The organism is Filimonas lacunae, from assembly GCF_002355595.1.
GTDB lineage: Bacteria > Bacteroidota > Bacteroidia > Chitinophagales > Chitinophagaceae > Filimonas > Filimonas lacunae.
This window is the reverse complement of the sequence record NZ_AP017422.1, coordinates 862205-887243: the sequence shown is the minus strand read 5'-3', so window position 1 is coordinate 887243 and position 25039 is coordinate 862205. Positions and strand designations below refer to the sequence as shown.

Genomic DNA, 25039 nt, shown 5'->3' with positions numbered 1-25039 from the left:
AAAATACAATGTCTCTGAAATTAAAACCCGCCGGAAAATTATTCATTATAGTAGCTGTAGTAGCCGCTGGTATCTTAGGTGTAAGATGGTACCAGGCCCGCCCTAAACAGGTAAGCGAATCACTGCAGGTAGGTAAAGTAGTATTACCTGATGCACCGGAAGCATCTTTAAGCGACAACGCAGTGCAACTACCTTTGCCCGAAAGCAGCCCTGCTGCTAATGGCGGCACACAAATCACGTGGTTACGCATGGCCTGGAACAGTCAGTTCTCTGCCATGTATGCCAACGGTGGCGCACGCACCATGCAAGGTTCTTTATTTGACAAAGCCCACCTGGATGTAACGTATACACGCCAGGACGACTGTAACAAACAAATGGCCGACCTGGTAAAGTTTGCACAGGAATACAAAAACAACACAGCCGCTACAGGTGTATTAATCACCTTTATGGGCGATGGTATGCCCGCCTTTATGACTTCACTGGCTAAAGAGCTGGAACCACTAGGCCCCGAATATCAACCTATCATCATACCCGTAACACACGGTAAATCATATGGCGAAGACCAGGTAATGGGCCCGCAACAATGGAAGATAGATCCTAAAAACGCAATCGGTAAATGCGTAGCTGGTGTGCTGCGTGATGGCGACATCAACATCCTGCTAAAATGGGCTGGAGACAATGGGTTGAAAGTAAACCCTGATGAAACCACCTACGATGCTACCGCTATTAACATTATTGCTGCAAACGATTTCCTCGATGCACCCAATAAATATATAGCCGGCTACACCGAAAACAGGAAAGTGATGGTAAATGGTAAAACCACCGGTAAAGACACTACCGTGGGTGTAGACGGCGTAGCCACCTGGACACCGGGCGACGTAAACGTAGCCGTTAAAAAAGGGGGCCTGGTTACTATTGCCAGCACCAGACAATATGCATCGCAAATGCCTAACCAAACCATTGCTATTAAAAAGTGGGCCTACGACCACAGAACAGACGTAGAAAACATGATTATAGCACTGGCACAGGCCGGCGACCAGGTACGTTCTTTTAACGAAGCCAAAGCATTTGCCGCTAAAGTAAGTGCAGAAGTATATAACGAGCAGGATGGCGCCTACTGGTTAAAATACTTTAACGGTGTGGAAGAAAAAGATATACAAGGCTTAAAAGTAACGCTGGGTGGCTCTGCCGTATTTAATCTGCAGGATATGGCCAACACCTATGGGTTAGGTAACGACAAGGTAGACAGGTATAAGGCAGTGTACAACACCTTTGGTAACCTGATGGTTAAAATGTATCCTACCCTTATGCCATCATTCATGCCTTACGAAAAAGCAGTGGACAAAACATTCCTGCAAACCGTGTTGGCTAATCACCCCGAACTGTTACAGGGTAAGGCTATTGAAACAAAGTATGCTTCCGAAATCACTTCCGAAGTGTCTTCCAAATCATATAGCATCGAGTTTGAAACAGGCTCAGCCAATATCAGATCCTCTTCTTACAAGTTGCTGGACGAGATATTTGAATCAGCAGTAGTTGCCGAAGGCTTAAAAGTAGGTGTGTATGGCCACACAGATAACAGTGGTTCAGATGCGGTAAACCTACCCCTTTCCGAAAAACGCGCCAACGCAGTAAAAGAATACCTGCAAAACAAAGGCCTTACCGGAAACCGGATAGAAGCAAAAGGCTATGGTTCAGCAAAACCAATAGCCAGCAACAATTCCGAATCAGGCAGAAGCCAGAACAGAAGGGTGGAAATAGTACTAGGTCAGTAAACATTTTGAATAATAGCTGCTTTCAGCAGCTATTATTCTTCTGCAACAAAAACAGAACAGCAATGAAAAAAATATGGCAACCATTTGCCACAATAAACAGTACAACCCTGGGCATTATGGTTACCCTGCAGGTAACCCTGGCCCTGGTGCTGTGGCATACCACCTCTAACGGCTTAATGCCACAACCCACCAAAGTAGCCGCCGCATTTGCACACCTGTCGGTAACCAAACTACTACTGGATAATGTGCTGGTAAGCCTGGCGTTAACAGTGCAGGCCATGCTCTACTCCATAATCATAACATTGGCTATCACCTGGCTATCGGTAATTCCCTTTTTTAAAAGCATTGCACAATTTGTAGTGAAATGCCGTTACCTCACACTGGCAGGTCTCATATTCGCGTTCACGTTACTTACCAAAAACGGCAGTACTTTAAAATTGTGGTTGCTGATATTTGGTATAGTGCCCTTTTTCGTCACTTCTTTCCTGTCGGTTATCACCAGCATACACCAGCAGGAATACGATTTATGCAAAACCCTGGGGTATAACAACTGGCGCACACTATACGAGGTCATCATTATAGGCAAAGCAGATAGAGTACTGGAAATTCTACAGCAGAACTTCGCTATATCCTGGCTGATGATTACCATGGTAGAAGGTCTTAATATGAGTGAAGGCGGCATTGGCGCACTGCTCATCAAATACAATAAGTACAATGATCTCACCAACGTTTTAGCCCTGCAACTCGTAATCTTTTTGCTGGGATTGTTCTTCGACATGTTATTATCCACCATCCGCAAATGGCTTTTTCCTTACACCCGGTTAAATAAATAACCATGACAACATATTCCAAACAGGAAACATTACTACAGGTTAACAACCTGTGCCTGGCTTACAACCACCGCCCGATATTGCAAAACATCAATTTCACCATACACAATATTGTACGCCCCAATATGCACCAGGGGCAGGTAGTTTCGCTACTAGGCCGCAGCGGCGTTGGTAAAACACAATTATTCCGCCTGCTCGCAGGCCTGCAAACGCCAACAGCAGGCAGCATCATTATCAATAACAACAAGCAGGTACAGGCAGGAGATATGGGTGTAGTGTTTCAACATTACTATCTGTTCGAATGGAAAACCATTTATCAGTCGTTACTCATGGCGGCAAAAAAAAATCCATCCCTGGCCGGCAACGAAAAAGAAGCCATACACAAATGGGCCAGCGAATTTGATATAACAGAAGTGCTGGCTCAATATCCTCAGCAATTATCCGGCGGACAAAGACAACGTGCCAGCATCATACAGCAATTGCTCAAAGGATCACCCTTCCTTTTATTTGATGAGCCTTTTTCCGGACTGGATGTTTGCGTGCTGGACAAAGTAACAGAAATGCTGTTACAGGTATCTGTTTCAGACGAACTGAAAACTCTTATTATCGTTTCGCACGATATAGAAACCAGTGTAGCCATTTCCGACACCATATTTATTTTATCCAAACCGCCTGGTGAACAGGCTGCCACCATTACTAAAGAGATAGATCTTATTGAAAGAGACCTGGCCTGGCATAAAAACGTGCACCATCAACAGGGGTTTATAGACACACTCGAAGAAATCAAAGCTTCCTTATAATCTCCAAAGCGCCTATATACATACTGTATATAGGCGCTTTTTTTTGTCAAAAAATCACATTACACATTAACATAATACAAATACTAACCAAACACCCTTCTTCTATTCCTTTTAGCTTCACTCAATGCTCCCCCTTCATTACAATTATTTATAAAAAAACAAACACTTTCACAAAGTGAAAATTCCTATAAAACACAGCATTTACAATACTTTCACAGATACAACACAAGTAATTATGAAATAAAATCAACGTTCAACAGTGATATTATCACTATTGAAACAGCGATAATAAAAACTATTCCAACAAGTGTAAAACGTTGGCCTTGAAGAAGAAAAAATAATGCTACCTTTTTTAGCATTTTACACTAACCATATTAGTATCTTTACAATCTATTACATCATCCAATATCAATTTATAACTATGGCATTTCCATCACCCGCGCTGGACCATGCAGAAGAACGTATTAGCCTGGAAAAGCACGTTATCAAAAATCCGAATGCAACCTTTTTCATGCAGGCAGATACTATCGCCATGATTGAGATTGGTATTTTTCCAAAAACACTCCTGGTTATTGATCGTAGTATCACACCTAAGAATGGCGATGTAATAATAGCAGATGTGGAAGGAGAATACCAGGTAAGATACCTGAAGAAAAACCAATTTAAGGGATGGCTTTGTCCTGCTAATCGAAAAATGCGACCTGTAGAAATTACCTATGATATGAATGTTCAGGTATTTGGTGTGGTAGTAAAATATATAACAGACCCAAAAGATATAGCACATGTATTCATTGGTTGATTGTAACTCTTTCTATTGTTCCTGCGAAAGATTATTTCAGCCAAAATTCAAACAAAGTCCGGTGGTAGTATTAAGCAACAATGACGGATGTGCTATTAGTCGAACCGATGAAGCCAAAGCACTTGGAATTACCATGGGCACACCAGGCTTTATGCTGGAGCAATACAAACGGCAAAACGGTTTGATAGTGTTTAGTAGTAACTATGCCCTTTATCAGGATATGAGCGACCGGGTGATGAGCACGCTGTCCGGTATGGTAAAAGACATAGAAGTATACTCTATTGATGAAGCATTCTTAGACATCAGTGGCTACACCTACCACAACCTGTTTGAATTTGGCAAAGAAATACGGCAGCAGGTACTGATGCACACAGGCATTCCGGTAGGCGTAGGCATTGCTGCCACAAAAACCCTGGCAAAAATGGCCAACCGCTATGCTAAAAAGCAGCATAAACATATTGGCGTGTATAATGCCACCACAGAAGAAAGTATTCAGCAAATGATGCAGGACACACCTGTAGAAGATATATGGGGTATTGGCAGCCAGCGGGCGAAACTATTATTAAAACATAATATTAAAACCGCTGCCGATCTGGTAAAAGTTTCGGAAGAATGGATCAGGAAGCATATGAACGTTACCGGGCTGCGGCTGTTGAAAGAATTAAAAGGCATTGCCTGTATCGAATGGGAGCCCGACGCACAAAGCAAACAAGGTATTTGCACAGGCCGCTCGTTTGGCACTATTATCACTGAAAAAAAATTCATTGACCAGGCCGTGGCAGACTATACTGAAAATTGTGCCCGCAAGCTAAGAAAGCAAGGTTCCTGTACCAGCCGTATACAGGTGTTTTTACAAACCAACCCGCATCGCGTACAAGACCAGCAATATTTTCGCTCAGCCACTATAAAAATACCCGTGGCCACCAGCGATACGGCAAAGCTGCTCAAATATGCACAACATGCCCTCAACATTATTTACAGGCATGGTTACAACTACCAGCGGGCAGGTGTGCTTATCGATTCGTTTGTGTCTGACAATAACGTGCAATTAGGCATGTTTTCAACACCAGACTCAGAAAACAGTAAAAAAATGTCGCAGGTATATGATGCATTGAATAGTCACTATGGCAAGGGAACGGTAAGATTTGCCAGGCAAGGTTTTGAAAAACCATATGCATTAAGGGCACAAAATCTGTCGCCCCGGTATACCACAAGGCTTAGCGATATTATAAAAGCAAAATGAGCTAATAATAAAAATATTGAAAAACAGGCACTGATTCATTACAAAGAAAAAAATGTAAAAAATTTTCATTTTAAAAAACGCCGTAATAAATCAACCGTTAACAGTTACAAATAAAACTTCAACGTTTATATACCATCCGAAAACGGTGAACCTTATACCAACAGCGGATTTCAGAAGCTTCCATACATTTGAAGCAGAGATAACAACAACAATGGAGAACATAAATATGAATCGTATTAAGGCAGTAATAGCAGAGCACAAAAGCACAGGCAAAGCGCTTGCGGAATACCTGGAGTACCATCCCAATTCCGTTTCGCAGTGGTCTGTCAATTCAGCTCAGCCTTCTTTATACGATCTGTATAAGATTGCCACCTTTTTCAACATCAATGTTCAGGATCTCATTATACCCACCATTGTTAAACCAGGAGCATCACCCTGCGATATAGCAAAAATAACCGCACAGGAAGCAAAAAAAGCCGCATTGATTCAAAAGAAAGCAGCTAAAAAACAAAAGAATAAATCAGGGAAACAGCCATAAAATAGTTTTCGTTTTAAAAACCGGACACAGTAAGCCCTGGATAGAGCATGGGCTTGTTGCTAACCTTGAAAAACGCCCACTTACACTCTCCGTAAACAGAACCGGCATAGAAGAGTTTTTGAACCTTAACAACAACTCCTTTATGCCGGTTATTTATTCAGTTGACATTAAATACCTTTTACAGTCTCTCCTTTGAAACTCCCCCCAACTAGCCTACCAGTTCTATAAAACAGCGTTTCCCTATCTTAATTTTAGTGCCCTCCAGCAACTCCACCTGCGTATAAGCATCAGTTACCTTTTCATTATTCACCAATACAGCTCCGCTGGTAATCAAACGTCGCACATTGGTTTTCGTTTCGTCCTGCTTCAGCAGAATGCATAACTCCAGCAACCTCATCTGCTCACCAGCATCTCCCAACGACGCGATTGCAACCGGTGTAAAATTTTTATCATCAAAGCCCTTGTGCTGAAATTGCTGTGTAAAAAACAGCTCAGCTGCATCGGCACTGTCTTTATCATGATATTGTGCAATGATATTTTTAGCTATCAGCTTCTTAATATTCATAGGGTTCTCGCCCTCCTGTAGCCTTCCCTTTAATACCGTCCGCTCTTCACTGGTAAAGCTGGTAGTCAACTCCAGCCACTCTTCTATCAAATGATCGGGTATAGACATGGTTTTACCAAACATTTCATTAGGAGTATCTGTTAAACCAATGGTATTATGTAACGATTTACTCATCTTCTCTGTTCCATCCAGTCCTTTCAACAAAGGCATGCACATAACTACCTGCGGAGCCATATCATGGCTTTCCTGCAACTGCCGCCCCATAGTACAGTTAAACAACTGATCCGTTCCTCCCATCTCTACATCTGCTTGTATCTCAACCGAATCAAAACCCTGTAAAATCGGGTACATCAGTTCGTGCATCGCAATAGGTGTGTTTTCGGTAAAACGCTTATTAAAATCATTGCGATGCATCAGCTGCGCTACGGTAACCTTGGCAAGCAGTTGCAATATCTCAGCAAAGCCCAGCCCTGCCAGCCAATCCGAATTAAACCGCACCTGGCATTTTGCTACATCCATAATGGTAGACAGCTGCTGAATATAGGTTTCGGCATTTACCAGCACTTCCGCTTTACTCAGCGGTTTACGGCTTTTATTTTTACCGGTAGGATCCCCAATCTGGGCCGTAAAGCTGCCCACAATAATCACCACCTGGTGCCCCAGCTCCTGAAACTGCTTCAGCTTTTTCAGCACTACAGCATGCCCCAGGTGCAAATCGGGCGCAGTAGGGTCAAACCCCAGCTTAATTACCAGCTTACGGCTTTCTTTCTCCGCCAGCGCCAGTTTCTGCTCCAACCCGTTTGCGGGCAAAATAATGTCTACATTCTCCTGTAATAGTTGTACCGTTTGCATGATCAATGGAAATAAAAAAGCCCCGGAGCAATTGCTTGTCCGGGGCTTTTAGTGAAGTATAAAAGTTGTTTCAATAACTAATCTGTATAGAACAAGACATACCTCTCCCGAACAATTACTGTATAATAATAATTGCTGAAAAAGGGTAAGCGCAATATGTTCTTTAAAAATTTCATTCTTAAAAGCAAAAGTAAGAAAAAAAGCTGCCTTAATATTCCCCTACCGGCATAAAAAGCAGTACAAAAAATTGGGCATCAATAAAATAATGGCTAATTTGACAATTATAATAATTGCTTGCTTATCATTAAACTGCCTACATCCCGCACCATTGAGCTTTGGAACTGCATGCGCGCAGGCGACGCCAGGGCATTAAAAGAGTTGCATAGTCTCTTTTATCAATATCTGTTTTCCACCAATTTCGCCGTTTGTAACAACCGGGAGTTTGTAAAAGACAGTATTCATGAAACATTTATCAGTATCTGGGTGAACCGGGACAAACTCCCCCCCGTTACATCGGTAAGTAGTTACATCACTACCTGTATGCACCGAAAAATGATCGATATTCTAAAAAAAGAAGCGGTCAACACGAATGCATTGTTAAAGATAGATTCTGAATATGAGTTTGCTTACGAAGAGGTAATGATTGCCTTTCAGGAACAGGAAGATACCCGTAAAACGCTGAAGCATGCCTTGTCACATCTTACCACTAAACAAAAAGAGGCCATCCGCATGCGCTTTTTTGAAAATAAAAACTATGGCGAAATAGCACTGTTATCACTATGCGAACAGCATACCGTCTACAGCCACATTTACGAAGCAGTAGCACGTCTCCGGTATTTCTTCAAGGTAAAACACACTTCATAAATAAGTGAAAAATTCCTGTAAAACACTATTTCTTCTGTTATATACATAAGCACATACCGCATGAAGGATTATATATTATACAGCGTAGAAGATTTTGTGAGCGATGAATCGTACCTGCGCTACTATTTCAGAGAAGAAGTAGCTGCTATTCAATTCTGGGCAGAATGGATACAGCAGCACCCGGAAAAGCTGGACATCATAATATCTGCTAATAACTACATCGATGCTTTTGCCATTCGGCTGCCTGAGCCAGAATTTGAACAGGAACAACAACGATTTACGGAAGCTTTACAGGCGCTCTCACCAGAAAGCACAGGCACATCCCATAACAATAGTAATAGAACAATCAGTTACCAGACTACACACAGCCAGCACCTGAATATACTTCGCACTAAATTAATAGCTATAGCAGTCATATTACTGCTGGTAGCAGGCACACTGGTGTACGTATTAAAAAAGCGGGAAGCCTTCTCTCAGGCAGTTCCCGCTCCCACTTCCTTACACGATAGTGCCGAGGTGCAGCTACATACCGACAATATTAACCAGCAATCTTTCTGATAAAAGACTGCTGATCGTTTACCTTCTAAGACTTTTAAGCCACCAGGTTTTCCAGGGCCCCAAAAGCATGATCAATCAACACCTTCCAGCTGCCATCCTCCTGTTGTTTCATTACTTCAATACCCTTGGCAGTAACCTTCACCTCTTCTCCATCCGTAATATTCCATTCCGATCTGCCCACTGCAATATCACCGGTTTGCAGGCAATACACCGTTTTAATTTCCATTTTACCCTTAATAGATAAAATCGCTTGAATAGCTTCTTCAAACGATGCCCTCCCCGAAACAGCCTTACCCGGCTCAGGCACAATAATCCCATTAAAATCATACATGCTTAATACGGTATTTACATCACCCGTGTTAAAAGCATTGGCCAATGTAGCATGCACACCTGCTGCTGTTGTAGGTAAATTCATGTTGTGTAAAAGTTATAAGTGAAAGAAAAGTATCTACGACAAAACCGGGGCAAAACTGCCCGCTTCTAATATCTGCCCTGTCAATAAAGTTGCATTTTCATAAGCCTTGCTAAACACAAACGGTCCCATGCTGACACGCTTTACACCAAGCTGCTGCAACGTGACAAATGATGGCAAACCGGGATAACACATTACATTCAAGGGCAACTCAGAAACATTCACAGACGCTGTAATAGCAGGCTTCTCAGTAATACAGGGAAGAAATATACCATCCGCACCAGTGGTATTATACAACAAAAGACGCTTCTCCGTCTCCTGTTGTTTACCTTCCACATCCAGCAAATAAGTATCACAGCGGATATTTATAAATACATTTTTACCAGCTGCTACCAACTGCTCTTTTATAAAACGGATATTATCGGCAAATGCAACAGCATCTCCCAACGTACGCTGCGAAGCCTGTATCACCGAATCTTCTATATTAATACCAGCTACACCCAATTGAGCCAGTGTAAGAATGTTGCGCGCAATCTCTTGCACAGTAGCGCCATATCCCATTTCCAGGTCAACAGTTACCGGCACCTTGGCTACTGCTACAATTCTTTTTATCACAAACAGGTATTCTTCAAAGCTCATGTTTTCGCCATCTTCATACCCCAGGCTACCCGCTACTGCCGAGCTGGAAGTACCAATAGCTTTATATGACACTTGAAACCGTAATGCACTTTGTGCATCCCACACATTAGGTAATACCAGCAGCTGATTGGAATAATGTAACGCGCGAAAAACCTCATAAGATGCAGCCATGATCATTGTATTAATGTTGATGAATAATATTTACAACATCAAAACTACTACCAGCTGTTACCCTTAAATTGTATAAAACGGAACTGTAGCTATACGGAAATAGCCGTTGTAAGCGGGGAGCTTTCCAAAGCATAGCCGGAAGGCGTTAATCCCGTAAAGGATTTAAATTCGCGGATAAAATGCGACTGATCAAAATACCCGCAATCGTATGCAATGGAAGTAAGAGAAACATCACTTTGCCCTATAAGGCGAAGGCTATTTTGAAAGCGGTGAATTTTACTGTACAACTTAGGAGTAAGCCCCGTGTATTGAACAAACAGCTTTTGCAAATACCGGGATGTAATACCATAGCGGGACGCCACATTATCTATGTTATCAAAAAAATCAGGTTGTCTCAGTTCCTTCATTACATCATTCACCACTAGTAACCTGTTTAACCCTACATTCACAGCATCCAGTTTCGCATGCAAAAAATGTTCAATCAACACTATCCTTTGCCCCCAGCTTCGTGCATCCAATAACTGATGATATAAGTGATTTACTTCTACTGCATTACCTGCTGCTTCCCTGTAATCCACCACCTGGTTATTAAAAGCATCCACTTTCTCATCCAGAAAACAGGCCGCAGCATGAGAAAAAAATCGAATACCCAACATGGTATTACTACCGATAGATTTAACCGGTAGCGGCTTTACAATCTGCCCCCACAACTCAACAGCAGGATTGGTAACAAACCCATTATCTCCAGCCGTTTGCCATTGCCCGCTACCCAGGTTAAAGATAATTTCCATACACCCATTCGGAAACACGGTATCTTCAAACACACCAGTTCCGCTATGCTCATATACATAATAGCACTTAACATATGGTTGTAACCTTTTCCCCGGAATAATTTCACGATACTGCACGCTAATAAGCTTTGCTGTTAAAGATACGATACTTTACCAGCACAAAATAAGCCGTCCACCTACCCCCTCATTGTATAAATCGGAACAAAAGAAACCACACCCCAAAGAAATAAAGGCTTCGTTTTTAAGAACAGGTCATACCTATCTTTTTATTAGCGCTGGATTCTATCCATAATAACTTTACCACTATAAAACTAAAACCTGCTGAAATAATTACTCAGCACGATTTCGTTTGCCTTACACAATAAAATCATACCCTGCATTCCAATAAATATTGAATTTCCCTATTTGTAGAATATCAGCAGCGTATTATAGTAATACAAGATGCAACCACCCTCTTCACATGCAAATACACGAGTAGCATACTCCCCACCCCTTATTTTTTTTGAAGTTGGCCTGCGTTTTGAATTCCTGATACCAGTCTAACTAAAAAGAAAAATATGAAAACTGTAAACGGATTATTATTAGCTGCCGGCATAGGTATCTTCTGCGCCTGCGGAAACGGCTCCAACAATCAGGACAGCGTGGATAGCGCCAAACAAGCAAATGATTCTATTATTAAAAATCGGGACTCTTCCGGCAATGTTACTACAGCCACACCAGCCGACAAAACAACTACCGACTTTGCCGTAGAAGCTGCTAATGGCGGTTTAATGGAAGTGGAAATGGGCAAATTAGCACAAACAAATGCTGCCAGCCAACGTGTAAAAGATTATGGAGCTATGTTGGAAAAAGACCATGGCGAAGCCAACGCTAAATTGAAAGATCTCGCTAGACGTAAAGACATAGTATTACCGGACAGCCTGGGCAATGATGCTAAAAAACATATGGAAGAGCTGAGTAAGAAAAAAGGCAAAGACTTTGATAAAGCTTACATGGACATGATGGTTAGCGACCACAACAAAGACATCGACAAATTTCAGAAAGCAAGTAGCGATGTGAAAGATCTGGATATAAAAACATTTGCATCTACCACATTACCCACATTACAAAAACACCTGGATTCAGCAAAAGCTATTACAGGAAAGAAGAACTAAATAAAAGCTATAGACACAGAAGGCCGATGAAATAATTTCCTTTCATCGGCCTTCTTATCATTTTATGCCTTCATTTAATTTAGCATTCTGCCCCGCAAATATCAACCAACTGCTCCCATGCCTGGTTAGCACAATCATTCGGCGAAATTCAAATATTTGCCCCGGATAACGTGCATCACCGGTAAGCCCTGTACGTACATGGGCAATAGCCACATCCGGCTTTATAAATGTGATATCTTCAATAGCGCGGGTATAGTAATGTGTAGGTTTAAAATAAGTAGTATGCACCGTTTCATAATGCTGCTGAATATCTTTCTTACCTATATAGTAAGCGCCAAACCAATTTACCCAGGTAGCATTCGTATCATAATTATCAGCCAACCCTTTTGCATCATGCCTGTTCCAGGCATCTTCATAGTTTTTAATCAACTGCTTAATAGCCATTACTTCCTTAGCTGTATCCAATTGTTGGGCATTGACAGCTTCATACTTCAGCGCAAAAGATAACATTAGCAATGTCATTACAAAACACCTTTTCATGGAATAGCGTTTTCTGGTTATAAATAAAATATGGATACATTATCAGTATCAATATACATTTTTTCCAGCTATTCACCAATCCCGGGCTTTTTACCATACCTATGCAGTAAGTCGCTAGCCAGGTTAGCAAATACATAATCATGCTCCTGCCGTATCCCCAGCTTCTCCAATGGCTCCCAATACACACGGGGTGTTAATTGTGAAGTATAGGTGGTTATCCGGGTAAGTTTACAACTATCCGGCCCCACTGCATCAAAATAATAAGCAGCTTCCCGAAAGCCCAGCCATTTACGTCCAATCAGGTTATACTCCGTTACATCCATACGCAACACTTTCGCCTTTTGCAGCTCCACTATCTTCTCTTCAATAGTACCACCTCCAAAATCCCCCCGGCTAAGATTGCCTCCGGTAAAATAGCAGGTACGCCTTCCACCCACCTCCTCTTTCTCCAGCACACATTTATAAGGCACCGGTAAGTCCAGGTACATTAACCAGGGTTTCTCCCCCTGTAGGGTATCCACCGATTTAATGGTTTCATATACCTGCTCCGGTGTATAAGCAAATACTTGCACCGTTTGCACACTCACCACTTCTTCTTTATCTTTCTTCACCATGTGTTCCGCAGGCGCAGCAATCAAAAAAGGAATTAAAGGCAACAACAGCACCGGCAGATTATCCACGTTTTTTAATTCTTTATAACGGTTCGCCAGATGCGTCAGCACACTACCCAAAAACATCAGCGGAATAATAAAGGGCAAAGTCATCAACACACATACAAAGCCGGATAAACCCGCCGCCAGCAGAAAGAAAAGAGCAATTACAGCTGCCAGCACAGCACCCCTCATTGCCCATTTATGATCAGGTAAGGCCCCTATGGAAATGCCTAATACAACAGGCAATAACACAAATAATATCCAGCTATAATCTGCCAGGCCTAGCAACAGAAAAGTAATACCTGTGCCAAAGAAGATAAGCGTTAAAAGAATAGATAGGCGAAAGCTTCGGTCTTGCAGTATTTTTCTCATATATATTGTTTCAAATATACAAAAGAGAAGCAATTTCGGTTATGATGAAAATAACGAAGTATGCGCTCTCTTTATCCAGTTCATTGATATTGAACTAGCTTGGGGCGAACAGGAAGAAGACTAAGTAAAAAGGCCAATACATAATTGGCCTTTTTTTTGCAGCAACCAGCACCTGATTTACAGTAGCAGCATCAAAAATCCAATACCCTAAGCCTACACTATTAGTAACACTACCTTAAAACACAAACATGACATCAGAAAAGGCAGTTGCAGAAGCCATTATGCGTGGCAACTTTAGCGAGGCACGAGAACAACTACAAAATGGCGAACCACTTTCAGGCCAGTACGTAGAAAACAACAAATCACAAATCATCAATAGTATACTGCGGGGTAAAGCCTTCGACCTTATTGATAAGCTTATTGAACACGGCCTGATAGAAACGGATGTATACGAATACGACACACTGGATCGTTCCGTATTCAAAAACATTGCCATGAGCCTGAAAGGCGAAGAAGATACACTTACCTTCCTTCGCAGCTTCCTGCAAAAAATACAGAACAAAAACGATGAAGTCCGCGACACCACCGTACTGCAGTTTTGCATGGAAGAAGCGGCAGATCCCGCTATTATAAAATGCCTGATAGAACAAGGCTGCGATGTGCAATACAAGAACAATGCAGACATGAACCTCATCTACAGTGTAATAAACAAAGGCATGCTGGACGAAGCCAAAGGCAAAGCCTACATAGAATTGTTATTATCCAATGGGGTAGACGTAAACCATAGAAACATTGTAGGCACTACGCCCCTGATGCTGGCCGTACAGCGGGGAAAGAATAATTACCTGGACCTGCTGTTACAAAACGGAGCCGATGCCAACGAGCTGGATAATAAAGGCAATAGCGCATTCTATTACGCCGTAGTAGAACAACAAAACAAAAGCGCTTACGATAAATTGAAAGAATACACTTCACCAGACTTTGACAGCGCCAACAAGGAAGGAGAGTACATACTTACCGGCTACCTACGCATGGCCTATGCAGCCTCCCCCGACACAATAGCACTACTGCTGCAGATGTTAGAAGACGGTGCCAGCATTTACCAGGCATCTCCTTACTACCACGTACCCAAATCGGGCATAGACTGGCTGGCAGAAAAAGCACCCGAAGCATTAAAAGCAGTGCTGACCACCGGCGTTATCGACATCAACCGTCAGGATGACCAGGGCAACACCATCCTGCACAAAGTATGCGCGTTCAATGTCAATTACGATCAGGATGCAGCCCGCAAACTATATCAGAAAGTAAAACTATTATTGGAAGCCGGTGCAGATGCAACTATTACCAACAACCAGGAAGAAACGCCTATGATGCTGGCCGCAAAAGACAACCTGAAAGTTAAAACCGTAGATCTTCTCATGCAACACAAAAACAACTAACCATGTCCATGTCATTTATCATTGCCTGCGAAAACGGCAACCGTAAAATTGCCGAACTACTACTGGCCAATAAAGAAGCAGACGTTACCTATACCGATGAACGCGGCCGTACAGCCCTGCACTACGCCGCCCACCGTGGATATATAGATATAGTAAAAGCACTGGTAGAAGCCGGAGCCGATATAGACTACGAAGATCATGCTGGTGAAACTCCTTTATATTTCGCTTGCCTGCAAAAACAAAAGCAAACTGCCTTGTACCTGCTGGAACAAGGCGCCAACAACAACATTAACGACAATGCGGGCAATAGCCTGCTGCACCTGAACGCGCGCCTGGGTCAAAAAGAGCTTGCCACCAAACTGGTAGAACAGGGAATAGATGTAAATGCATTAAACAACAATGGCGAATCAGCTCTTTTACTGGCTACCCAAATGCGCCATAAAGAAATGGTAGACCTTTTACTAAATAACGGAGCCGACATCAACGCTGTAAATAAAGCCGGCGACAATGCACTTATCCTGGCTGTTCGTGCCAAAGCCATACCGGTAATTACCTCACTGCTCCAAAACGGAGTAGATGTAAACCACCTGAACGATGCGGGCGAAAGCGCACTGCTCACAGCCTGCCAGGATGCCAACAAAGCCATCGCCAAACAATTGGTAGAGCATGGCGCCAGCGTTTCCACCTCCACCCATACCGGCCTTGCTCCTATCTGGTATGCCTGCGCACACAACCAGAAAGAAATGGTTCAACTGTTCCTCGAAAATGGCATGGATGTCAATTTCAGCAAACCATTGGGCGAAGACACCACCTCTATGAATGCCTACCTCGATTGGGTGTCTACCGCCAACAACCTGTCAGTAGACGCCAGTTTCAGCTTAAACACCTCCTATAGCTACGGTGGCGAAAGCCTGTTACACATGGCGGTGAAAAAAGGCAACCTCAGCATGGTTAAATTGCTGATAGAACAGGGTGCAGACATTAACATCCAGGACGAATCAGGCAATACTCCCCTGCATTATGCCGCTGCCAACGGCAAAAAAGACACCGTTAAATACCTGCTCGATAATAATGCCGATAGCAGCATCGTGAACGTAAAAGAGCAAAAAGCCATAGACTATTCCAATATCAAAGGCTTTAACGAAATAACAGAGCTTATTTTACTGCAATCCTATAAGGCAAAAGCATAAAATCTGTCCGTTTTAACAGATAATTATAGTTACGGGGTGTTTCCATATCAGGAAACACCTTTTATTTATACAAACACCTGATAAAGAATAATTTACACCAATTCCGAATTGTTTCATTTCTATACTTCGGCCTATGCTACAATCTGTTACCTTTGCACCGTTGGCCGAAGGAGTGCTAAAGTAGTCACGCTGCTTAGCAGAAACAGCGAGTGTACAGAATCCATTCTCCCCTTTGCTGCCTGATCTTACAGCACCTCCTTACGTATCCAATCTTAATTACTTTCCAATAGAGTGTTCAGTAATAGCGTATGGTAAAGAGGATTCTTTTTTCGACCCGCACAATGGGAATGTTGTTATTAGTATATGCGCTTTCAATGGCAGCAGCAACTTTTATCGAGAACGATTACGGCACCCCGGTGGCCAAAGAACTGGTGTACAACGCCTGGTGGTTCGAGCTGGTAATGGTTATCCTGGTAGTTAACTTTGTAGGTAACATAGCCCGCTACAAGCTATACAAAAGGCAAAAATGGCCGCTACTCGTTTTTCACATAGCGTTTCTTTTCATTTTCCTGGGTGGCGCCATTACCCGCTATATTAGCTTTGAAGGCTCTATGCATATTCGCGAGGGCGAAATGGAAAACAGGATTATTTCAGACGCCACCTTCTTTAAAGTACAGATTGCCAGCAACAGCAATGTGCAAAACTATACCGACAAGAAAACCAACTTCATACCTAATAACTCCCCGGCATTTTTAAGCATGCTGAAACCCCGTTTTTCAGCCGATTATACTTTTCAGGGAGATAAAATAAACATGCGCCTGATCGATTTCATTCCCCGTGCGCAGGACTCACTCATTGCCAACAGCAACGAGCCAATGGTACTGCACATGGTAAGCAATGAAAACGGTGCCCGCCGCAACGTATATATCCCTTCCGGCACTTCTAAAACCATACAAGGGGTAGAAGTAGGTTTCAATAAAGAAACACCCGATGGTGTAGCCATCACTTCCGAAAACGACCAGATGTTCATCACATCTGCACTGCCTGCCCGTTATATGGTAATGGCAACCCGCGAAACGGATACCATCAAAGCATTGAATACCAAAGAGCCGCTGCGCTTACGTGCCCTGTATAATATGGAAATGGGCCCCTTATTCGTAATTCCCGAATATCCGCAAAAAGGCCATATCGAACGCTTTGAAGGAGATCCTAAAAAAGATGCCTACGCACCCGATCTGGTAGTAATGGCCATCAAAAGTCAGAACAAGCAGGATACGGTAGCCTTCTACGGTGGCAAAGGCCTAACCGGCTACCAGGCCATTGTACCTTTTAAAGATTATAAAATATCTATGGGCTATGGCTCCCGCTTTTACTACACTCCTTTTTATATTCATCTGGATAAGTTTGAGCTGGACAAATACCCCGGCAGCAACTCCCCTTCTTCCTTTGCATCACAGGTAGTGGTAAAAGACGCAGGCGAGCAAATGCCCTACAGAATATTCATGAACAACATATTACACTATCGTGGATTCCGCTTTTTCCAAAGCAGCTACGACCCCGATGAAAAAGGCACAGTACTTTCTGTTAACCACGATCAAACAGGCACAATGCTTACCTACATCGGGTACGCCATGCTATTCTCCGGTATGTTCTTCACCCTCTTCTGGAAAGGCACCCGCTTCTCTATTTTAAAGCAACAACTCAAATCCATTGCTTCTAAAAAAGAGCTGGCCATATTACTGATATTGTTATCCGCTGTACAATTTGCATCAGCACAAGATAACCATAATCACGAAAAGCCCAACAATCCACGCCCAACAGACAGCACCGGCGAAAGCTTTGCCAAAACAGTAAGCATTGATAAAAAACATGCTACCTTATTCGGCTACCTACCCGTACAAAATATAGAAGGACGAATAGAACCCATCAACACACTGGCACTGGAAGTGATCAGAAAGCTGTACCGCAAGGATGGTTTTTATAACCTGGATGCCAACCAGTTTTTTCTGTCTATATCCTCCCGGCCATTAGATTGGGTATACATCCCTTTCATTAAAGTAAATAAAAGAGGAGGCAATGAGCTGCTACAGCTTACCAAAGCCAATGCAGACGGGTACACCTCTATCATGAACCTGTTACAAATAGACACCACCGGCGAAGCACACTTTTTACTGGAGCAACAATACAATACCTCCTTTGCTAAAAAAGCAGCCGATCAGGATAACTATGATAAAGAGGTGATTGAACTGAACGACAAAATGCAGGCAGCTCAAATGCTGCTAAATGGCTCCTATCTGCGCATTATACCCGTAGCAGGTGATAAAAACAATACCTGGACCGCTCTCAACTTCATGGAAGCGCCTAAAACAAAAGAACAGCAATTGGTGCTGGCCTATTTTTCAGCCATACAAAATGCACAGCAATCCAACGATTGGAGCAAAGCAGACGAAGTACTGCAACAGATAGAACAATACCAGGTAAGAATTGGCGGTAATATCATGCCATCCCAGGCTAAAATAAACTGGGAGGTACGGTTCAACAACTGGAACATGTTCTTTAAGCTTATGATCTTCTACGCTATGGCGGGCACGCTGCTTTTAATCATATCCTTTATCAGCTTATTCAACAAAGCAAAAGCAGTAAGATATACTATCGATGTATTGATTTCGCTATTAATGGCAGCCGCTGTATTGCAGGCATTTGGCTTGGGTGTTCGCTGGTACATTTCCGGCCACGCACCATGGAGCAATGGTTATGAAGCAGTAATGTTCATAAGCCTGATAGGACTAACTTCCGGCCTGCTCCTGTACAAAAACAGCAACTCTTTTATACCAGCCGCAGGCGCATTAATAGCAGTGATATTAATGGGCTTTGCACACGGTGGAGCTCAAATGAATCCACAGATTACTCAATTGGTGCCTGTACTGAAATCATACTGGCTAATGATACACGTAGCCATTATCACCGGAAGCTACGGCTTTTTTGGTCTGAGCGCCCTGCTGGGCATGATGGTGCTACTACTGCACATTGCCAACAACAAACAACGTCGTCCGTTCATCGATCAGTCTCTGCGCGAATTAACCATCGTAAACGAGTTGTCTATGACCATAGGCATATTCATGCTCACCATTGGTACCTTCCTGGGCGGTATGTGGGCCAACGAAAGCTGGGGCCGTTACTGGAGCTGGGATCCCAAAGAAACATGGGCTTTCATTTCAGTAATAGTATATGCATTCGTATTGCACGTACGCCTGATTCCAGGCCTGGGCAGCAAGTTCCTGTTCAACTTCCTGGCGCTGATTTCCTTTTCAACGGTTATCATGACCTACTTTGGCGTAAACTACTACCTGTCAGGATTACACTCCTATGCCAAAGGCGATCCCATGCCAATACCATCCTGGATATATATCACAATAGCTATCATTACCACCGTTTCGGTAACAGCATTGATCCGGTATAAACAATTAAACAAAACATTACAGGCAACTGGCGCCGCACCATTAGAGCCGTTGGATGCATAAGTGTTTGAAAATAGAATCGTTCTAAAAAAAGAGACAGGCAAACCCTGTCTCTTTTTTATTCCCCCTTTCCCATACAACCGCTCCCACCACTCCTTCCGCCCCTGAATTGCTTTTTCTAATCAGATACTTCCTGATATTTGTTTGGTGCAATAATTGCCCGGTAAACACTAATCATTAAAAAACAAAACCAGTAAATGAAAACGTCCATCACCGTTACCCTATGCTGCCTGTTAGCTTTGGTAAGCAACTATTCATTCGCACAGGCAAAATGGAATTCAGAAGTACCCAAACAAATCATCATCGTTAAAAGCACCAAAGATTACAACGATGCACTAACTACCGCTAAAGAAGCAGCCAAACGGCTGAACAAAAAGCTGGACCTGCGCGGCCTGAGCCCCAACGCCAAAATAGGACTGAGTATGAGCCAGGCCGACTGCAACGGCACAGGCGGTAGCGATAGCAAAGACTATCCCTGCTACGAAGCCCGTGGCGATGGCAATGCCACAAACGACGACTATATTTCCATTGAATACTCCAGCGTATATAAAGGCCTTACCAAAGGCTATTACATAGTAGTAGCAGGCATTACCGATGTTAAAAGCTCCGAAGCTGACAAGCTATTGGCACAGGTAAAAAAAGTGTACAACGATGCCTATGGTAAACGTACCATGATATGGTATGGAGATATGAACTAAACACGGTGCCACCATTAATAAGTTGCGGTTTACCAGAACAATAACCAGCAACACCTTGGCTATTACCCACAAAAAAAGCCACTGACAACAGCGGCTTTTTTTGTGGGTGTAACTATCGGTGGCACGTTTATTATCAGGCCGGCTTACTTAGCCAAACCATCTTTTTGAGCTTTTTCCAACACTTTAGCCGCACGGTCTGCACTCTCCGGATGCGAGCTTAACATCTTATCCGATTTGCTTTTATTACTGCCTGTTTCCTTTTCCATTTCAGCAAACTTGTTAAAAGCACTGGCCAAAGCTGTTACCTTATAATGATACTTCTTCATAAATTCATAAGCATAATCGTCCGCCTCACTCTCCTGCTTGCGGCTGAATTTCGTATCCAGTAATGCAGCAGCAAAACCACCCAACTCACTTTCCGATAAAGTATTGACTGTTTCAGACTGCGAAGAAGCCGCATCTGTCAACGCTTCTCTCTTGTAAGCACTTCTGATGGCATCGCGGGTGTCTTTATTCACCACATGCCCAATCTCATGCCCGATAATACCTAATAACTCTTCATCTGTCATAATATCCATTAAAGAAGAGAATACACGCACACTGCCATCAGCACACGCAAAAGCATTGATATCAACTACTTTATACACCTTAAAATTGAGCTTCAATCCACCTTCATTCTGATGGGCTGCAAACAGTTTTTTTAATCGGATGGTGTACGGGTCATTATCATCCGCTACAGGATTATGCGAATCCATATAAGCGATCGCCTGCCCGGCAAGCTTAGCAGCATCCGCATCCGAAAAAGTAGCGGCCTTTACACCTTTACCGGCTGCATCAATACCTTTTTTGTTGATTTTAAACTGGGCAGAAGCGCTAACAGTAGCAGACAGCAGCAAACAGGCAGTAGCTGCATGGAGTAGAAGTTGTTTCATAGTAGTAGGTAGTGTTTAATTGGTTTGCAGGCATTTGCGCAATATTTATGCCGTAAAACAAACCATGCCCCGCAATAAACACATTATCAAACCCCTTACAGCATAATCTATTGAAACAGGATACACTATCCCCCAATAAAAAAGCTTCCCCCACAGCAGGAGGAAGCTTTTTGCAAACCAGGTTGTAAAACCGGCCATATCATTAAAACATTACGGACAATTATATTCCAACTGTAGAGAACCTCTAAATCCAGAACCGCTACCACTATAAACAAAGTATGCCTTTACCGGCTTACCTGCAGCATCAAACCCATAAGAATAATCGTAATGATACAACGGCGTACCATCTGGTTTAGTATAAGCAGCACGCGTTATTAAAGCATTACTGAGCTTACCCATAAAAGGAAATTCCAATACCGTACTTACAATATTAGGTAACAGAAAAACATGATTAGCTACCGTATCAGAGTAAGTATACACTGCTTTGTAGTTATACTGCTCATTGTTGCCGCCTTCATAAACTACATTCTCCTCCGTACGCACACCATTCACCACCACAAAAGTGTGCGTCTCTTTATATGCCAGGCTTCTGCTACTGTCAGCAGCAAGTGTGTAATGATAGTTTTGTGAAGTGGCCATGTATCCATTGGCATCATAGGTAAACAAAGTGGAGTCTTCTGTTTCATACCCTCTGCCACCTCTATGCTTGGACGATGCATACCCATTCGCGCCGATGATATAAGTAACCAGGTCAGATGCTTTATTACGCTCATCCATCACAGTATCCTGCTCCAGCACCTTACCGGGAGTATAATAAAACACGCTAAATGCCGCCAATGTATCCCTGATATAATCTTCCATACGCAGCACATTACCATCCTGATCCAGTTGCTGCCTGGTTTCCAGGTGAAAAGAATCAAAGCTGAGCGCCACCACACGGCAAAGCGCACTTGAAGGATCGGAATTATTTTTAGCACAGGAAAAAAAGGTAAATAATAAAACGCCCACTGCAAAAAGGCATAACAGGTTTTTCTTCATCAGTTGTTGGTTTAAGAGTTTTTCGTGTAGAGTTCGCCGCAAAGATATCTTTATACAGATGATTAACGATTTTAAATAGATAAATATGAAAAAATGCCTTACTTGAGGGACATGGCTACAGCATTCCCTCCCATAACTTATCTTTGATAATCAGCACAATAATCATCGAATTTACACTCGTACCCTGACACAACAATTAACTAAAACGCAAACAAACAATACAGCCCTATGCCATCAGTCACCACCACCACCTGTAGCGTCAACTTTCCTGCACAATACGAGCAAATACATATTAACTGGGAAAGCATTCGTGCCGAACACCAAACCGATTACGACTACATTTCCTTTGTATCTATCGGCTTACAGGAACTAAGCTTTTACCATAAATTCACAGGCAATAATCTCCTGGACCAGTTTAGAGCAAGTTGTTTTGAACAACGCGGCACAGTAGAACTGATTGCAGATAAAACACTGCCGGTAGCCGGCACTATAGCAGAGATAAGAACCACGCAATCTCCCGACGGCTATTTTTACTACTTTGGTCTTATCACCATAAACAGCGAGTACGGTTACACTATCATTGCCGACTGCGATATAGCCGTAAAAGATTTTTACGAACCCATATTTGATGAAATATGGCAAAGCCTGCAATATTTTGGTAATCCCGCCGAAGCCATGCAGCAACAACAGGACGCAATTACGGCCTTACTCAACAAACACACTCCAGCCACCAGCACAGCGCAACAACCACCAACGGTAATCCTACCTTTTATCATTCCCACCAATGAACAACCTTATTGGCAAATAGGCAAACACCATTTCAAACTTATCGGCAACCTGCAAGCACATATATCTGATGGCGATGGCGCCCTGTTTGTAAAAATAGAAGCAGAAGCCCCCAATGAAATCAATCCAGATAACAGCGACCTCATCAGCAGTTACAATAACAGGAAGGTATATCTGCAGTTTTACTTCAAAGGCATTTACAATGCAGGCATCCCCACGGGTAAATTCTATTTCGAAAAAGAACGCAACGAGGGCTATCTCACCTATCTGTGGAAAGGCGGATTCAACTATTCACAAGAGTTAACAGCCGAAGTAACACTGGAAAAAGGCTGGTTGGGCCTGGAAGGCCACTTTCACCAATACCCCGTAAAGCTGGCTGTAAAACTCCCATTGGAACAACTGAATTGGAATGCTTATTATTTTCGCACGCTGGAAGAAATGCAAACAGCCACTCCGGAAGTAATACACCACCTGTGGTTAATCAATCCTTCTACTACACAGCTCCAGCAAGCACTACTTCCCCTTATATATCTGGAAACATTATCAATAGAATTCCCCCACCACCACCCGCTGGCAGCAGACTTCACAGTCATTCCCCCGGCAGTGCAGTACTTGCAACAGTTAAAAACACTATCTATTACAGGAGCCTCCGCACTGGATCATTTACCCGGGTGGCTGGGCAATTTACAAAAGCTCGAAACCATCACCCTACAGGGAAGCCAGGTGGCAAGCATTCCTCCTTCTATCATGCAGCTACCTGTTCTCAAAAAACTATACCTTAACTATAACCAACTACAATCGATCCCTTCTCAATTAACGCCATCCCTGGAAACACTGTTGGTATCCAACAACCAACTGACTAAAGTGCCGGCTTCCGCCACACAACTTCAATCCCTGAATATTGAACACAATCCCTTACAACAATTACCAGCCGGACTGGAGAATATCCGGCAATTGCACCTGGAACTGGAAAAGAAAATAAGCCTGCTGGATTACACCTACAAAGGCGCGAACGGACAAGGCATAATGGCTTATGATGATAGCCACTTTCATGCAAAAAACAATATAGAGCTATTACACCTATTAGAAGCAGGAATAAAAAATGCAGCGTTAACGGAGTTTAAAGAAGCATTGATAAACCGTGCACGCGCTTCGGTAGCACTGGCTACAACAGAAGAAGACACTTATGCTACAAAAGGCAATCACCGGTTTGGAGGTTTACCCGATTTGCCTGTTGGCACACCCTATCCCACCTTCACCACTTACCAGGAAGAAGAAAAGGGTATGCTATTTATTGCACAGATAAATTGCGCCGCCATCGCCCATCTCCAAAACTATCTGCCAACAACAGGCATGCTCTATTTCTTTATTGAAGACCTCGATGCCGTAGCTCCCAAAGTCATATACTACAATGGCAATGAGCTGCAATCAGCCAAAGACCTGCACATAACCCCTGATTTCATTTATGAGGATAACGGCATTTACACACCCTTCCGGGCAGAAGCAGCGAAGTACGCCAGCATCCCCTCCCTGTATAATAGCCACAGGCTGTATCCCGAACTGGAAAACATGGAAGAACAGTACGAAGCCACAGAACAACTGGAAAAGAGCCTGCACAGCCTCAACGCAAACCCAATTCACAGCATCAACTCCTATGTATTCAAACAACACGATACCCCCGAAATTGAAGCCGTAGACGCCAAAAGAGGGAAGCCGGAAGAATGGATGGTGCTATTAAAAGTAAGCTCCGACCCTAAAACGGGTTTTCAGTTTTGGGATGCCGGGGTTATATACTTTGTAATTCACAAAAGTGACCTGGAGAGAAAAGATTTCACCAATGTGTATTGCGGACTGGAAAGCAGCTAAATAACGAAAGGATAAA

The 25039-nt window shown here is 43.0% G+C and carries 22 protein-coding genes; 14 read left to right on the top strand and 8 right to left on the bottom strand.

The annotated features are described in order from the left end of the window. Nucleotides 1–8 precede the first annotated feature (8 nt). The 6 genes from FLA_RS03735 to FLA_RS03710 all read left to right on the top strand — a co-directional run bounded on the left by FLA_RS03735 (nucleotide 9) and on the right by FLA_RS03710 (nucleotide 5985). Nucleotides 9–1775, top strand: a complete 1767-nt coding sequence (locus FLA_RS03735; protein ID WP_076381899.1) for an OmpA family protein — start codon at nucleotides 9–11, stop codon at nucleotides 1773–1775. Between the two features lie 62 nt (nucleotides 1776–1837). Beyond that, nucleotides 1838–2608 carry an ABC transporter permease gene (locus tag FLA_RS03730; protein ID WP_076381900.1) on the top strand — a complete coding sequence of 257 codons (771 nt, stop codon included), beginning with the start codon at nucleotides 1838–1840 and terminating at the stop codon, nucleotides 2606–2608. A 2-nt stretch (nucleotides 2609–2610) separates the two neighbouring features. Beyond that, nucleotides 2611–3405, top strand: coding sequence for an ATP-binding cassette domain-containing protein (locus FLA_RS03725; protein ID WP_076381901.1), 795 nt, complete (start codon nucleotides 2611–2613; stop codon nucleotides 3403–3405). A 421-nt stretch (nucleotides 3406–3826) separates the two neighbouring features. After that, on the top strand, nucleotides 3827–4204 hold the full coding sequence (locus FLA_RS03720) for a LexA family protein (RefSeq protein ID WP_076381902.1): 378 nt from the start codon (nucleotides 3827–3829) through the stop codon (nucleotides 4202–4204). Then, complete coding sequence (locus FLA_RS03715) at nucleotides 4188–5447, top strand: Y-family DNA polymerase (protein ID WP_076381903.1); 1260 nt, start codon at nucleotides 4188–4190, stop codon at nucleotides 5445–5447. Before FLA_RS03720 ends, FLA_RS03715 begins: the two co-directional genes overlap by 17 nt. A gap of 226 nt (nucleotides 5448–5673) precedes the next feature. Then, a complete protein-coding gene (locus FLA_RS03710) occupies nucleotides 5674–5985 on the top strand; it encodes a helix-turn-helix transcriptional regulator (RefSeq protein ID WP_197705855.1) in 312 nt (103 codons plus the stop codon). A gap of 208 nt (nucleotides 5986–6193) precedes the next feature. On the opposite strand, the gene tyrS is transcribed toward FLA_RS03710, so the two are convergent. Then, nucleotides 6194–7402, bottom strand: a complete 1209-nt coding sequence (gene tyrS, locus FLA_RS03705) for a tyrosine--tRNA ligase (protein ID WP_076381905.1) — start codon at nucleotides 7400–7402, stop codon at nucleotides 6194–6196. Between the two features lie 294 nt (nucleotides 7403–7696). On the opposite strand from tyrS, the gene FLA_RS03700 reads away from it, so the two are divergent. Next, nucleotides 7697–8266: an RNA polymerase sigma factor gene (locus FLA_RS03700; protein WP_076381906.1), complete on the top strand. Its 570-nt coding sequence runs from the start codon at nucleotides 7697–7699 to the stop codon at nucleotides 8264–8266. Between the two features lie 60 nt (nucleotides 8267–8326). After that, a complete protein-coding gene (locus tag FLA_RS03695) occupies nucleotides 8327–8824 on the top strand; it encodes a hypothetical protein (protein WP_076381907.1) in 498 nt (165 codons plus the stop codon). Nucleotides 8825–8858: 34 nt separating this feature from the next. Here FLA_RS03695 and FLA_RS03690 read toward each other — a convergent pair whose 3' ends face one another. The 3 genes from FLA_RS03690 to FLA_RS03680 all read right to left on the bottom strand — a co-directional run bounded on the left by FLA_RS03690 (nucleotide 8859) and on the right by FLA_RS03680 (nucleotide 10954). After that, nucleotides 8859–9239, bottom strand: a complete 381-nt coding sequence (locus FLA_RS03690; protein WP_076381908.1) for a YybH family protein — start codon at nucleotides 9237–9239, stop codon at nucleotides 8859–8861. 33 nt (nucleotides 9240–9272) lie between these two features. After that, on the bottom strand, nucleotides 9273–10046 hold the full coding sequence (locus FLA_RS03685) for an isocitrate lyase/PEP mutase family protein (protein ID WP_076381909.1): 774 nt from the start codon (nucleotides 10044–10046) through the stop codon (nucleotides 9273–9275). Nucleotides 10047–10135: 89 nt separating this feature from the next. After that, nucleotides 10136–10954 (bottom strand): helix-turn-helix transcriptional regulator, encoded by an 819-nt coding sequence (locus FLA_RS03680; protein ID WP_076381910.1) that lies wholly within the window; start codon nucleotides 10952–10954, stop codon nucleotides 10136–10138. A gap of 440 nt (nucleotides 10955–11394) precedes the next feature. On the opposite strand from FLA_RS03680, the gene FLA_RS03675 reads away from it, so the two are divergent. Continuing rightward, complete coding sequence (locus FLA_RS03675) at nucleotides 11395–11991, top strand: DUF4142 domain-containing protein (protein WP_076381911.1); 597 nt, start codon at nucleotides 11395–11397, stop codon at nucleotides 11989–11991. A gap of 57 nt (nucleotides 11992–12048) precedes the next feature. On the opposite strand, the gene FLA_RS03670 is transcribed toward FLA_RS03675, so the two are convergent. Together FLA_RS03670 and FLA_RS03665 are read right to left on the bottom strand one after the other, a co-directional pair. Further along, on the bottom strand, nucleotides 12049–12531 hold the full coding sequence (locus FLA_RS03670) for a YybH family protein (RefSeq protein WP_084206484.1): 483 nt from the start codon (nucleotides 12529–12531) through the stop codon (nucleotides 12049–12051). A 68-nt stretch (nucleotides 12532–12599) separates the two neighbouring features. Continuing rightward, nucleotides 12600–13556 carry an MFS transporter gene (locus FLA_RS03665; RefSeq protein ID WP_076381913.1) on the bottom strand — a complete coding sequence of 319 codons (957 nt, stop codon included), beginning with the start codon at nucleotides 13554–13556 and terminating at the stop codon, nucleotides 12600–12602. Between the two features lie 248 nt (nucleotides 13557–13804). Here FLA_RS03665 and FLA_RS03660 point away from each other — a divergent pair, with 248 nt between their 5' ends. The 4 genes from FLA_RS03660 (at nucleotide 13805) to FLA_RS03645 (ending at nucleotide 20401) form a co-directional block, all read left to right on the top strand. Beyond that, nucleotides 13805–14995, top strand: coding sequence for an ankyrin repeat domain-containing protein (locus tag FLA_RS03660; RefSeq protein WP_076381914.1), 1191 nt, complete (start codon nucleotides 13805–13807; stop codon nucleotides 14993–14995). 2 nt (nucleotides 14996–14997) lie between these two features. After that, nucleotides 14998–16185 (top strand): ankyrin repeat domain-containing protein, encoded by a 1188-nt coding sequence (locus tag FLA_RS03655; protein WP_084206485.1) that lies wholly within the window; start codon nucleotides 14998–15000, stop codon nucleotides 16183–16185. 374 nt (nucleotides 16186–16559) lie between these two features. Continuing rightward, nucleotides 16560–19706 carry a c-type cytochrome biogenesis protein CcsB gene (ccsB, locus tag FLA_RS03650; RefSeq protein WP_231940386.1) on the top strand — a complete coding sequence of 1049 codons (3147 nt, stop codon included), beginning with the start codon at nucleotides 16560–16562 and terminating at the stop codon, nucleotides 19704–19706. Between the two features lie 194 nt (nucleotides 19707–19900). Continuing rightward, a complete protein-coding gene (locus FLA_RS03645; protein ID WP_076381916.1) occupies nucleotides 19901–20401 on the top strand; it encodes a hypothetical protein in 501 nt (166 codons plus the stop codon). A 143-nt stretch (nucleotides 20402–20544) separates the two neighbouring features. Here the strand turns inward: FLA_RS03645 and FLA_RS03640 are convergent, their stop codons facing one another. Together FLA_RS03640 and FLA_RS03635 are read right to left on the bottom strand one after the other, a co-directional pair. Continuing rightward, nucleotides 20545–21333 carry a M48 family metalloprotease gene (locus FLA_RS03640; protein ID WP_076381917.1) on the bottom strand — a complete coding sequence of 263 codons (789 nt, stop codon included), beginning with the start codon at nucleotides 21331–21333 and terminating at the stop codon, nucleotides 20545–20547. A gap of 210 nt (nucleotides 21334–21543) precedes the next feature. After that, nucleotides 21544–22371 carry a hypothetical protein gene (locus tag FLA_RS03635; RefSeq protein ID WP_076381918.1) on the bottom strand — a complete coding sequence of 276 codons (828 nt, stop codon included), beginning with the start codon at nucleotides 22369–22371 and terminating at the stop codon, nucleotides 21544–21546. 228 nt (nucleotides 22372–22599) lie between these two features. Here FLA_RS03635 and FLA_RS03630 point away from each other — a divergent pair, with 228 nt between their 5' ends. Further along, nucleotides 22600–25023, top strand: a complete 2424-nt coding sequence (locus FLA_RS03630) for a DUF1963 domain-containing protein (protein WP_076381919.1) — start codon at nucleotides 22600–22602, stop codon at nucleotides 25021–25023. Nucleotides 25024–25039: the final 16 nt, after the last annotated feature.

Excerpts from the sequence above, each read along its gene's own strand:
- FLA_RS03660 (WP_076381914.1), top strand. The coding sequence starts at position 13,805 with ATGACATCAGAAAAGGCAGTTGCAGAAGCCATTATGCGTGGCAACTTT.
- FLA_RS03695 (WP_076381907.1), top strand. The coding sequence starts at position 8,327 with ATGAAGGATTATATATTATACAGCGTAGAAGATTTTGTGAGCGATGAA.
- FLA_RS03635 (WP_076381918.1), bottom strand. The coding sequence starts at position 22,371 with ATGAAGAAAAACCTGTTATGCCTTTTTGCAGTGGGCGTTTTATTATTT.
- FLA_RS03715 (WP_076381903.1), top strand. The coding sequence starts at position 4,188 with ATGTATTCATTGGTTGATTGTAACTCTTTCTATTGTTCCTGCGAAAGA.
- FLA_RS03690 (WP_076381908.1), bottom strand. The coding sequence starts at position 9,239 with ATGAATTTACCTACAACAGCAGCAGGTGTGCATGCTACATTGGCCAAT.
- FLA_RS03725 (WP_076381901.1), top strand. The coding sequence starts at position 2,611 with ATGACAACATATTCCAAACAGGAAACATTACTACAGGTTAACAACCTG.
- FLA_RS03670 (WP_084206484.1), bottom strand. The coding sequence starts at position 12,531 with ATGAAAAGGTGTTTTGTAATGACATTGCTAATGTTATCTTTTGCGCTG.
- FLA_RS03720 (WP_076381902.1), top strand. The coding sequence starts at position 3,827 with ATGGCATTTCCATCACCCGCGCTGGACCATGCAGAAGAACGTATTAGC.
- FLA_RS03665 (WP_076381913.1), bottom strand. The coding sequence starts at position 13,556 with ATGAGAAAAATACTGCAAGACCGAAGCTTTCGCCTATCTATTCTTTTA.
- FLA_RS03685 (WP_076381909.1), bottom strand. The coding sequence starts at position 10,046 with ATGGCTGCATCTTATGAGGTTTTTCGCGCGTTACATTATTCCAATCAG.
- FLA_RS03645 (WP_076381916.1), top strand. The coding sequence starts at position 19,901 with ATGAAAACGTCCATCACCGTTACCCTATGCTGCCTGTTAGCTTTGGTA.
- FLA_RS03710 (WP_197705855.1), top strand. The coding sequence starts at position 5,674 with ATGAATCGTATTAAGGCAGTAATAGCAGAGCACAAAAGCACAGGCAAA.
- FLA_RS03735 (WP_076381899.1), top strand. The coding sequence starts at position 9 with ATGTCTCTGAAATTAAAACCCGCCGGAAAATTATTCATTATAGTAGCT.
- FLA_RS03640 (WP_076381917.1), bottom strand. The coding sequence starts at position 21,333 with ATGAAACAACTTCTACTCCATGCAGCTACTGCCTGTTTGCTGCTGTCT.
- ccsB (WP_231940386.1), top strand. The coding sequence starts at position 16,560 with ATGGCAGCAGCAACTTTTATCGAGAACGATTACGGCACCCCGGTGGCC.
- FLA_RS03675 (WP_076381911.1), top strand. The coding sequence starts at position 11,395 with ATGAAAACTGTAAACGGATTATTATTAGCTGCCGGCATAGGTATCTTC.
- FLA_RS03730 (WP_076381900.1), top strand. The coding sequence starts at position 1,838 with ATGAAAAAAATATGGCAACCATTTGCCACAATAAACAGTACAACCCTG.
- tyrS (WP_076381905.1), bottom strand. The coding sequence starts at position 7,402 with ATGCAAACGGTACAACTATTACAGGAGAATGTAGACATTATTTTGCCC.
- FLA_RS03630 (WP_076381919.1), top strand. The coding sequence starts at position 22,600 with ATGCCATCAGTCACCACCACCACCTGTAGCGTCAACTTTCCTGCACAA.
- FLA_RS03655 (WP_084206485.1), top strand. The coding sequence starts at position 14,998 with ATGTCCATGTCATTTATCATTGCCTGCGAAAACGGCAACCGTAAAATT.